This window comes from Nocardioides sp. (assembly GCF_036401255.1).
In the GTDB taxonomy this organism is placed as follows: domain Bacteria; phylum Actinomycetota; class Actinomycetes; order Propionibacteriales; family Nocardioidaceae; genus Nocardioides.
On record NZ_DASWVI010000148.1, the window covers coordinates 1 to 10,555 of the forward strand.

The 10,555-nt window shown below is 73.5% G+C and carries 9 protein-coding genes; 5 read left to right on the top strand and 4 right to left on the bottom strand.

What is annotated here, in order from left to right; translation table 11 throughout:
- Positions 1–349 (top strand): hypothetical protein (locus tag VGD85_RS07050; RefSeq protein WP_331062740.1); only part of this gene is annotated, 349 nt, incomplete at its 5' end.
- 12 nt (positions 350–361) lie between these two features.
- Here VGD85_RS07050 and gdhA read toward each other — a convergent pair.
- Together gdhA and VGD85_RS07060 are read right to left on the bottom strand one after the other, a co-directional pair.
- Complete coding sequence (gene gdhA / locus VGD85_RS07055) at positions 362–1,699, bottom strand: NADP-specific glutamate dehydrogenase (RefSeq protein WP_414690771.1); 1,338 nt, start codon at positions 1,697–1,699, stop codon at positions 362–364.
- Between the two features lie 101 nt (positions 1,700–1,800).
- On the bottom strand, positions 1,801–2,988 hold the full coding sequence (locus VGD85_RS07060; RefSeq protein ID WP_331062741.1) for a helix-turn-helix domain-containing protein: 1,188 nt from the start codon (positions 2,986–2,988) through the stop codon (positions 1,801–1,803).
- A gap of 230 nt (positions 2,989–3,218) precedes the next feature.
- On the opposite strand from VGD85_RS07060, the gene VGD85_RS07065 reads away from it, so the two are divergent.
- From VGD85_RS07065 to VGD85_RS07080, 4 genes are all read left to right on the top strand, one after another.
- Positions 3,219–5,444 (top strand): aminotransferase class III-fold pyridoxal phosphate-dependent enzyme, encoded by a 2,226-nt coding sequence (locus tag VGD85_RS07065; RefSeq protein WP_331062742.1) that lies wholly within the window; start codon positions 3,219–3,221, stop codon positions 5,442–5,444.
- Positions 5,441–7,081 (top strand): FGGY-family carbohydrate kinase, encoded by a 1,641-nt coding sequence (locus tag VGD85_RS07070; protein WP_331062743.1) that lies wholly within the window; start codon positions 5,441–5,443, stop codon positions 7,079–7,081. The genes VGD85_RS07065 and VGD85_RS07070 overlap by 4 nt, the downstream gene beginning before the upstream one ends.
- On the top strand, positions 7,078–8,145 hold the full coding sequence (locus tag VGD85_RS07075; RefSeq protein WP_331062744.1) for an alpha/beta hydrolase: 1,068 nt from the start codon (positions 7,078–7,080) through the stop codon (positions 8,143–8,145). The genes VGD85_RS07070 and VGD85_RS07075 overlap by 4 nt, the downstream gene beginning before the upstream one ends.
- A gap of 143 nt (positions 8,146–8,288) precedes the next feature.
- Positions 8,289–8,840, top strand: coding sequence for a hypothetical protein (locus VGD85_RS07080; protein WP_331062745.1), 552 nt, complete (start codon positions 8,289–8,291; stop codon positions 8,838–8,840).
- Here the strand turns inward: VGD85_RS07080 and xdhC are convergent.
- Complete coding sequence (gene xdhC / locus VGD85_RS07085) at positions 8,834–9,682, bottom strand: xanthine dehydrogenase accessory protein XdhC (RefSeq protein ID WP_331062746.1); 849 nt, start codon at positions 9,680–9,682, stop codon at positions 8,834–8,836. The genes VGD85_RS07080 and xdhC overlap by 7 nt on opposite strands.
- Position 9,683: 1 nt before the next feature.
- A partial coding sequence (locus tag VGD85_RS07090; protein WP_331062747.1) for a molybdopterin cofactor-binding domain-containing protein occupies positions 9,684–10,555 on the bottom strand: 872 nt, incomplete at its 5' end.

Here is a 10,555-nt window from a genome sequence, read left to right on the forward strand (position 1 = left end):
GCTCGCCCGGCTGGGGTCGCGCCGGGAGTGGGCCCAGTGGCGCCACCGGCTGGCCCGGCTCAGCACCGCTCGCCAGCGCCACCTGCTGGTCGAGCGCGACGACCCGGGCGTGCTGCCCCTCGGGACGGTGCGCGCGATCGACACCGGGATGTCGGGTCCGGCCATCGGCGACCTGCTGCACGGCGAGTCCCGCGAGCCCGGCGCGCCGGCCCGCTACGGCCTCGACCTCGAGGCCGTGATCACCGGTGTGGCCACCGAGCCCGAGCAGGACGCCGTGGTGATCGCGCTGCCGCTCTCCCAACGGCACCCGGCCAGGGCACGCGCGCTGCGTCCCGTTGCCGGCCAGTGACCCGACCGGCGCTCAGATGACGCCCAGGGCCACCATCGCGTCGGCGACCTTGACGTAGCCGGCCAGGTTCGCGCCCACCACGTAGTTGCCGGGCGCGCCGTAGTGGTCGCTGGTGGCCAGGCAGGTGTCGTGGATCTCGCTCATGATCTCCCGCAGCCGGGCCTCGGTCTCGTCGAAGTGCCAGGAGTCCCGCGAGGCGTTCTGCTGCATCTCCAGCGCGCTGGTCGCGACGCCGCCCGCGTTCGAGGCCTTGCCCGGGGCGAACGCGACGTCGGCCGCCTGGAACAGCTGCACCGCCCCGGGGGTGCACGGCATGTTCGCGCCCTCGGCCACGAGCCGGACGCCGTTGGCCACCAGGGTCTTCGCGGCCTGGTCGTCGAGCTCGTTCTGCGTCGCGCACGGCAGCGCGATGTCGCAGGGCACGTCCCAGATCGACCCGTCGGGCACGTGGCTGGCCCCGGGGCGCTGCTCGGCGTACGCCGTCAGCCGCTCGCGCCGGACCTCCTTGACCTCCTTGAGCAGGTCCACGTCGATCCCGGCCTCGTCGACGACGTAGCCGCCGGAGTCGGACACGGCCACCACGGCCGCGCCGAGGGCCTGGGCCTTCTCGACCGCGTAGATCGCGACGTTGCCCGAGCCGGACACCACGACGCGCTTGCCGTCGAGCTCGTCGCCGCGAGCGCGCAGCATCTGCTCGACGAAGAACACGGTGCCGTAGCCGGTGGCCTCGGTGCGCACCTGCGAGCCGCCCCAGGAGAGGCCCTTGCCGGTGATCACACCGGACTCGTAGCGGTTGGTGATCCGCTTGTACTGCCCGAACAGGTAGCCGATCTCCCGGCCACCGACGCCGATGTCACCCGCGGGAACGTCGGTGTACTCCCCCACGTGCCGGTAGAGCTCGGTCATGAACGACTGGCAGAAGCGCATCACCTCGCCGTCGGAGCGGCCCTTGGGGTCGAAGTCGGCGCCACCCTTGCCACCGCCGATCGGCATGCCGGTCAGCGCGTTCTTGAAGACCTGCTCGAACCCGAGGAACTTGATGATGGACAGGTTCACGCTGGGGTGGAACCGCAGGCCACCCTTGAACGGGCCGAGCGCGGAGTTGAACTCCACCCGGAAGCCGCGGTTGATCTCGACGCGGCCGTCGTCGGTCACCCACGGGACCCGGAAGATGATCTGCCGCTCCGGCTCGCAGATGCGCTGCAGGATCGACCACTGGGCATAGTCCGAACGCTCCTCGGCGATCGGCCCCACGCTCTGCATCACCTCGAACACGGCCTGGTGGAACTCGCGCTCTCCCGGGTTGCGACTGACGACCTTCTCGTACATCGGGTGCAGCTCGGGGTGCAGCAGCGCCATGTCGTGGCCGGGAACCTGGGTGGAGACCATGCTGCGACCCTACGAGCCGCGAGGCCGGGCCCGAGACGCGGTCTCGCCACCTGAGGCCCGCGTCACCCGGGTCCGGGTCCGGCGGAGCGGAGTACGTCGACCAGCGCCAGGTGCACCTCGAAGCGGAACACCGGGTCGTGGAGTCGCGGACCCACCAGCTCGCGGACCCGCCGGATCCGGTAGCTGACGGTCTGCGGGTGGACGAACAGCTCGTCGGCGACCGGACCGCGGGCACCCCAGTGCCGCAGCCAGGCCTCGAGGGTCACCAGCAGCGGCAGGCGCTGGGCCTCCGGGAGCGGGTCGAAGGCCGCCAGCCGGTCTCGAGCCAGCACCGCCACGGCCGCGGGGTGCCCGGCCAGCGCCAGTTCGACCAGGTGGTCGTCGACGAGGGCGTCGGCTCCCTCGCGCGCCCAGCGGGCGGTCAGCTCGGTCAGCCGCACCGCCTCGGGCAGGTGCTCCCACGGGCCGGTCGGTCCGACCACCGCGCCCCGGCCGCGCAGCCGCGGGCCGAGGAGGTCGCGGTCGAACCTCGTGCCGTGGCGAACGATCGCCACCACGTGGTCGCCGCGCTCGCTGACCAGACCGTCGGAGCCGTAGCGGAAGCGGGCCTCGCGAGCCTCGGCGACCGGCAGCAAGACGGGCGTGACCCGGCCGAGCGCTCCCCAGCCCAGCGCCGCCGCCTCCTGCTGCACGACCTGGGCGGACGCACCGCCCTCCACGAGCAGCTCGGTCAGCCGGTGGCGCCGACGGTCCCGCTCGCCGGCGAGCTCACGCACCTGTCGCGCGTAGCCGTCGGTGCAGGCGGCGACGAGCTCGTCGACGAAGGCGTTGGTCGCATCCGCGATCTGTAGGACCTGGCCGGCGGTCAGCGGGCCCGCGGCGAGCACCGCGTCGCTCGCCTCGCGCAACAGCATCCGGGCCGCGGCACGGAAGGCCGAGATCAGCGCGTCCGGGCCTCGGTCCTCCCGGGCCTCGGCGGCACCGAGGGCGACGTACACCTCCCGGACCTCCGGGGTCAGCGCCGGCTCCCGGGTGCCCGCCAGCGTCACGAACCGGCGCAGCGCCACCGCCACCGCCTCGCGGGCGTCGCGGCGGAACCGCGGCTGGTCGAGGCCGGCGAACCCCGGCACGGACACCGTCACCCCGCGCGTCAGCTCCTCGACCATCGACTCCAGCCGCAGCTCGAGCGCCGCCGCGACGTCGGAGCCCAGGTCCGTCCACGGGGTGGGGTGCACGGTCGGCCGGGACATGGTCCGATCATCGCAGCCACGGGCGCCGGGTTTGTCATCTCGTGACAACTCACGCCGGCCCGATCGCTACCCGTGACCCGTCGCACACCGCGCGCGGGACCGTCATCCTGGCTCCAGGCGCCGCCGGCATCTCGCCGCGTCCCGACCCCGAGTCCGATCCCGAGTCCGATCCCGAGCCCCCGCTGGAGGCCCTCGTGCAACACGTTCCCTCGAGGCGACACGTCGTCGACATGTGCCGGACGCTCCTGGAGCGCGGCTACCTCAAGGCCACCGAGGGCAACATCTCGGTCCGCGTGCCCGGCTACGACCGGTTCGCCGTGACGCCGAGCAACTACGACTACGCGAAGATGCGGCCCGAGGACATCTGCATCCTCGACTTCGACGGGTCGGTCGTCGCGGACGCCGGCGGGGCCGGGCTCCCGCCGACCGTCGAGTCCGGCCTGCACGCCGCGGTCTACCGCGAGCGGCCCGACGTCCACGCGGTCGTGCACACGCACCAGCCCTACGCCTCCGCGCTGGCCTTCCTGCGCCGGCCCATCCCCGCGCTGACCGACGAGCAGGTGCGTTTCCTCGGGCGCGAGGTCGCGATCATCGACTACGCCCCGGCCGGCACGTCGTTCCTGGCGAAGAACGTGGAGAAGCGCCTGGGCTCCTCGGCCAACGCGTTCATCATCGCCAACCACGGCATCCTGGCCGTCGGCACCGACCCGGACCGCGCGATCTTCAACATAGCGCTGCTGGAGAAGGTCTGTCTCGCCTACCTGCTCGCGCTCACGACCGAGACCGGCAAGGTCTACACGATCCCCACCGCGATCCGGGAGATCGCGCTCACCAAGCTCAAGAGCGACCAGAAGCGGATCGCCGCGCAGGTCGAGCAGTTCGTGCCCGTCGACCGCGCCGCGGTGCGCGAGCCGCTGCCCAGCGCGGACGCCGTGGCCGAACGGGTGCGTACGGCGCCCGCGGCCGACCGACCCGGCCCGTCGGCCGCCGACGGCGCCGACGCCGCGCGCCTCGGCTACGCGATCAGCGAGTATCCCGACGTCGAGGCGGTGATGCGCCGGATGAAGGCCCTCACCGGGCAGCCGATCCGCGGCCTGCGCCACGACGCGCTGCTGGACGTGCTCGCCTGGTTCGACGCCAAGTGCGGCGCGAGCAAGGAGCTCACCGACCGCGCCAAGGCCCGCATCCCGGGCGGCGTCCAGCACAACCTGGCCTTCAACTACCCGTTCCCGCTCGCGATCGACCGGGCCGAGGGCGCCCACCTCACCGACCGCGACGGCAACGTCTACATCGACTTCCTGCAGGCCGGCGGCCCGACGATCCTCGGCAGCAACTACGGCCCGGTGAACGAGAAGGTGGCGGAGGTGATCCGCGAGTCCGGGCCGGTGACCGGGCTGTTCCACGAGTACGAGCTCAAGCTCGCGGAGTCGATCAACCGCTACCTGCCCCACATCGAGATGTACCGCTCGCTCGGCTCGGGGACCGAGGCGGTGATGGCCGCCGTACGCGCCGCGCGGGTCAAGACCGGCAAGCACATGGTGATCAAGGTCGGCGGCGCCTACCACGGCTGGTCCGACTCCATGGTCTACGGGCTGCGCGTCCCCGGCACGTTCCGGATGAACGCCAAGGGCATCCCGTTCGGCGCGACGGCCGGCACCCGCGAGAGCTTCCCCCACGACGTCGGACAGCTGCGTCGCAAGCTGATCGAGAACCGCGCCCGCGGCGGCACGGCGGCGGTGATCGTCGAGCCGCTGGGGCCCGAGTCGGGGACCCGGCCCGCACCGCGCGACTACAACGCGCGGGTCCGCGAGCTGTGCGACGAGTTCGGCGCGCTGCTGATCTTCGACGAGGTCGTGACCGGGTTCCGCGTCGGCATGGGCGGCGCCGCCGGCTACTTCGGCGTCACCCCCGACCTGACCGTGCTCGGCAAGGCGGTCGCCGGCGGCTACCCGATGGCCGGAGGCGTCGGCGGCAGCGCCGAGATCATGTCGGTGTTCGGCTCGGGCCTGGACGGCAAGAACGGCGCGCACGTGCTCGTCGGCGGCACGCTGTCGGCCAACCCGCTCTCCTGCGCCGCCGGGCACTTCGCGATCGAGGAGATGGCGCGCACCAACGCCCCCGTCGTGGCCGGCGCCGCGGGCGACCGGCTGGCCCGCGGCCTGCAGCGGCTCATCGAGCACTACGGCCTGCCGTACGTCGCCTACAACCAGGGCTCGATCGTGCACCTGCAGTCCAGCGGCGTGATGCTGCTCGACATGCGCAACCCGGTGAAGCTGCTCAAGGAGAACAAGCCGCGCAAGCACCTGATGGAGCAGCTGGGCGCCGCGTACGCCGCCCACGGCATCATCACTTTGGCCGGCTCGCGGCTGTACACCTCGATGGCGGACACCGACGAGGTCATCGACGACGCACTGGAGCGCTTCGACCGGGTCTTCGCGCTCATCGAGGGCGTGTGACGGCCGACCTGCCGGGCCCGGGGCGGCCGGGCCCGGGGCCGTACCTGATCGGCGTCGACCTCGGCACCGGCGGGCCCAAGGTCGCGCTCACCACGGTCGAGGGCCGGGTCCTGGGGTTCGAGGCCGAGAAGGTCGAGCTGCTGCTCACGCCCGGTGGCGGGGCCGAGCAGGACCCCGACCAGTGGTGGTCGGCCATCGTGACCGCGACCCGGCGACTGCTCGCGCGCGACCTGGCCCCGGTGGCGGAGGTCGCGGCGATCTGCGTCGGCGCCCAGTGGGGCGGCCTGGTGCCCGTGGACGCGACCGGTCGCCCGCTGCGCAACGCGCTCATCTGGATGGACAGCCGCGGCGCGGCGTACTCCCAGGAGATCACCGGCGGGCCGCTGGCGATCCCCGGCGCCGGGTACGACGCGCGGCGGCTGCGCGAGTGGCTGCGCAAGACCGGCGGCGCCCCGACCCGGACCGGCAAGGACCCGGTCGGCCAGACGCACTGGCTGCGCCACCACGAGCCGGACGTCTACGCGGCCAGCGCCTACCTCCTCGACGTCCCGGAGTTCCTCACCATGCGGCTCTCGGGACGCGCGGTCGCCGGCACGGACACCTCGACGCTGCGCTGGTGCACCGACAACCGGGACCCCGACCGGGTCCGGTGGGACGACGGGCTCGCTGCGCGGACCGGCATCGACGTCGCCAAGCTCCCCGAGCTCGTGCCGCCGGCCAGCGTGGTCGGGCCGCTGCACCCCGAGGCGGCCGCGCAGCTGGGCCTGCCGACCACCGTCCAGGTGGTGACCGGCACCTCCGACAGCATCGCCGCTGCCATCGGCGCCGGCGCGGTCGGCGACTACCAGGGCCACCTCTACATCGGCACCTCCGCCTGGTTGAGCTGCCACGTGCCGTTCAAGCGCACCGACGTGCTGCGCAACATCGCCTCGCTGCCCGCTGCGGTGCCGGGGCGATACTGGATCGCGACCGTCCAGGACGTGGCCGGCAAGGCGATCGACTGGCTGATCGACTCGGTGGTCTATCCCGACGACGGGATGCTCGACGCCCACCCGGCTCCGGAGGACGCGGTCGAGCGGCTCAACGCCCTCGCGCTCACCGCGCCGCCGGGCAGCAACGGCGTCGTCTTCACCCCCTGGCTCAACGGCGAGCGGACGCCGGTCGACGACCCGTTCCTGCGCGGCGGCTGGTTCAACGTCTCGCTGACCACCACCCGCGCCGACCTCGCGCGCAGCGTGTTCGAGGGCATCGCGCTCAACGTGCGCTGGATGAAGGAGTCGGTCGAGCGGTTCCTCGGCAAGGACCTGCCCGGTGGCTTCTCCGAGCTGGCGTTCGTCGGCGGTGGCGCCCGCTCGGACCTGTGGTGCCAGACCCTGGCCGACGTGCTCGGGTGCACCATCCACCAGGTCGAGGACCCGATCCTCGCCAACGCCCGCGGCGCCGCACTGGCGGCGGCCGTCGGCCTCGGCCTGATCTCCTGGGAGGAGATCCACGGCCTGGTGCGCACGACCGGCCACTTCCGCCCGGACCCCGCGCGGCGGGCGGTCTACGACCGTCAGTACCGCACGTTCACGCGCATCTACCGACGCAACCGTCGCGTCTACGCCCTGCACAACCGACCCCGGAGGAGCCGATGAGCGCCGAGCACACCCGCCAGGACCGGATCGCCCGTGGCGTGATGCGCACCGTCGGCGCGCTGCCGGTCCCGGTCCAGCGCCTGCTCGGCGGGCGCCCCACCCGGATCGACGGGCAGGAGCTGCACCCGGAGGTGCAGGTCGCGCTGCGGTTGCTGCGCCTCGCGGGCGGGCCGACCTTCGAGACGCTGCCGGTCCCGGAGGGCCGGGCCCAGATCAGCAGCGAGGCCTGGATCTTCGGCGACGAGCTGCCGGTGGAGTCGGTCCGCGACCTCAGCCTGGAGGGCCGCGGCGGCCCGATCCCGGCGCGGCTGTACCGCCCCGCGGGGCTCGGCGACCCGACCGCGCTGCTCGTCTACTTCCACGGCGGCGGCTGGGTCCTGGGCGGGCTCGACGCCTCCGACTCCGCCTGCCGCTTCCTGGCCCACCACGCCGAGCTCGGGGTGTTGTCGGTGGACTACCGGCTGGCGCCGGAACACCCGTTCCCCGCCGCCGTCGAGGACGCCGTCGACGCGTTCCACGCCGCGGTCGCCGCCGCGCCCGGCTGGGGCGTCGACCCGGCCGCGATCGGCGTCGGCGGCGAGAGCGCCGGCGGCAACCTCGCGGCCGTGGTCGCCCAGCTGACGCACGCGGAGGCCGGTCCCGAGCCGGCGTTCCAGCTGCTGTTCTTCCCGGTCACGGACCTGTCGACCAAGCACCCGTCGTACGCGCTGTTCTCCGAGGGCTACTTCCTGACCGAGGCCCAGATGGACTGGTACCAGGCCCACTACCTGCCCGACCCGGCCCTGGCCACCGACCCGCGGGTCTCCCCGCTGCTCGCCGAGGACCTGTCCGGGCTGTGCCCGGCGTACGTCGCCGTCGCCGGCTTCGACCCGCTGCGCGACGAGGGCGAGGCCTACGCGCGGCGACTCCGTGAGGCCGGCGTCCGGGTGTCGCTGCAGCGGCACCGCGGCCTGATCCACGGGATCGTCAACGCCACGGGGGTGGGTCGCTCCGGCCGCGAGGTCCTGCTGCAGGCCGCCGGGGCGCTGCGGATCGAGCTCGGCAGCCGCGCCGGTTCCGCGTGAGCCGCGACCCCCTCAATCGGTCCTATTCAGGCCTAAGCATGTCGAACATCACGCAAAAGAAGACGGGGTTCGGCCCCACAACGACCAGGGCAGGAATAGCGTTGTCGTGAGCGGGCACGCCGCCCGTAGGAAGCCGCCGCACCATGTTCCACCTGCACCGCCGGCCCGAGTCCGGGCCGCAGCTGACGCCCTGGGGCTTCTACGCCCGGCGCCCCGAGAAGGCCCGCGTCCCGGCGCGCATGGTCGCGATCGGGCTGGCGCTCGCGCTGGTCCTCCTGGCCGCCGGGTGCGTCGCGGTCCTCGGCGCGGTCGCCCAGCAGATGGGCGGCGCGTTCGACGCCGCGCCCGCGCGCTTCGAGCACTTGGTCCGGACGAAGGTCGCGGAGGGTCAGGGCTTCGACTTCGCGGGCGTCCGGGCCGCGCCCGGGTGGGAGGTCGCCGAGCGGGTCGTCGACACCGCCACCGGCTCCGCGCCCCGCGTGACGATCACCGGTCTGCAGGTCACCAACACCGGCGACGCCACCGAGGTGATGCGCCACGCGTTCACGCTCCGCAACGGCTCCGAGTGGGTCGCCGACATCGAGTGCTACTGCCACGAGATCGAGCCCGGCGAGACCGGGCTGATGCACTGCAAGGTGGTCGCGGCGCCGGCACCGCTCACGTACGACGCGATCGTGGTGGCCGACAGCTACTGAGCGACCGATGACCCGCCCGGTCCCCTGTCGTGCGCGGCCGCGACGGAGCCGAGCCGCGGCAGCAGGTCGGCTGCGACGCCGACCGCGATGGTGGCGGGATCCTTGCCCTCCAGCTCGGGTCGCCCGATGGGGCACTGGATGCGCGCGATCGCGTCGGGCGCGTGGCCCTCGACCCGGAGCGCGCGCTCGAACCGGCGCCACTTGGCCGCCGACCCGATCAGCCCGATCGAGGCGAGGTGCTCGCAGCGCAGCGCGGCGTCGCACAGGGCGAAGTCCTCCGCGTGATCGTGGGTCATCACCAGCACGTGGGTGCCGGGCGGGACCTCGCCCAGGACCAGCTCGGGCAGCGGCGCGTGGTGGAGGTGGATCGAGGCGGGAGCGTCGTCGAGGAACGCCGGCGCGGGCGCGGACACCCGATCGGCCCGCGAGTCGACCAGGTGCAGCTCGAGCTCCTGGCGGGACAGGATCCGGGCCAGCTCGAGCCCGACGTGACCGACGCCGAACACCGCGACCGCCGGCAGCACGGGGAGGTGCTCGAACAGCAGGGTGACCTCGCCGCCGCAGCACTGCCGGCCGTGCTCGGTGTGCGCGTGCTCGGTGAGCCCCACGGTCAGCGTCTCGGGGGGTCCCGGCGGGGCGGCGAGGAGCTCCGCGGCGCGGTCGAGAGCGGTCTCCTCGAGGTTGCCGCCGCCGATGGTGCCCCAGACCTGCACCGGGCTCCCCGCCACCACGAGCTTGGCCCCCGCCTCGCGCGGCGCGTGGCCGCGGACCTCGATCACCGTCACCAGCACCGCGGCCCGGCGATCCCGCCGCAACCGCTCCACGACCGCCGACCACGCCATCTCAGCCGACCGCCGTCGTCGTCGGGACGGCCCGGTCCGCCGCGCCGCGGGCCCGGGCCCGGGCCCGCTCGATCGCCCAGAAGACCGCCTCGGGGATGGCCGGTGAGGGCAGCTCGACGCCGACGCCGCCGGGGCCGAAGGCGGCCACCGCGGCGCGGATCGCCTCGCGGACCGAGAACGCCAACATCAGCGGCGGCTCCCCCACGGCCTTCGCCCCGTAGACCGCGCCCTCCTCGTGCGCGCCCTCCAGCAGCGACACGTGGAAGACCTCGGGCATCTCGCTGAGGCTCGGGAGCTTGTAGGTGCTCGCGGTCCGGGTCGCCAGCCGGCCGCGGGTCGGCCCGTCGGACTCGTCCCATCGCAGGTCCTCGAGGGTCAGCCAGCCGGCGCCTTGCACGAAGCCGCCCTCGATCTGACCGAGGTCCACCAGCGGGGACAGGCTCTCGCCGACGTCGTGGACGATGTCGACACGCCGTAGCAGGTAGGCGCCGGTGAAGCCGTCGACCTCGACCTCGGCCGCGGCCGCGCCGTACGCGAAGTACTTGAAGGGCCGGCCCTGCATCGCGCTGGCGTCCCACTCCAGGCCCTCGGTGCGGTAGAACCCGGCCGCCCACAGCGGGATGCGGTTGAGGTAGCCCTCGCGCACGAGGTCCGCCCAGGCCACCGTCCGGCCGCCGGCGAGGTCGTCGAGACGAGCCCGGATCTGCGCGCAGGCGTGCTTGACGGCGGCGCCGTTGAGGTCCGCGCCGGAGCTTGCCGCCGTGGCCGAGGTGTTGGGGACCTTGTCGGTGCGGGTGGGCGCGAGCCGGACCAGCTCGATCGGGACACCGAGGGTCGTGGCCGCGACCTGCAGCATCTTCGTGTGAAGCCCCT

Excerpts from the sequence above, each read along its gene's own strand:
- VGD85_RS07060 (WP_331062741.1), bottom strand. The coding sequence starts at position 2,988 with ATGTCCCGGCCGACCGTGCACCCCACCCCGTGGACGGACCTGGGCTCC.
- VGD85_RS07065 (WP_331062742.1), top strand. The coding sequence starts at position 3,219 with ATGTGCCGGACGCTCCTGGAGCGCGGCTACCTCAAGGCCACCGAGGGC.
- VGD85_RS07075 (WP_331062744.1), top strand. The coding sequence starts at position 7,078 with ATGAGCGCCGAGCACACCCGCCAGGACCGGATCGCCCGTGGCGTGATG.
- VGD85_RS07080 (WP_331062745.1), top strand. The coding sequence starts at position 8,289 with ATGTTCCACCTGCACCGCCGGCCCGAGTCCGGGCCGCAGCTGACGCCC.
- xdhC (WP_331062746.1), bottom strand. The coding sequence starts at position 9,682 with ATGGCGTGGTCGGCGGTCGTGGAGCGGTTGCGGCGGGATCGCCGGGCC.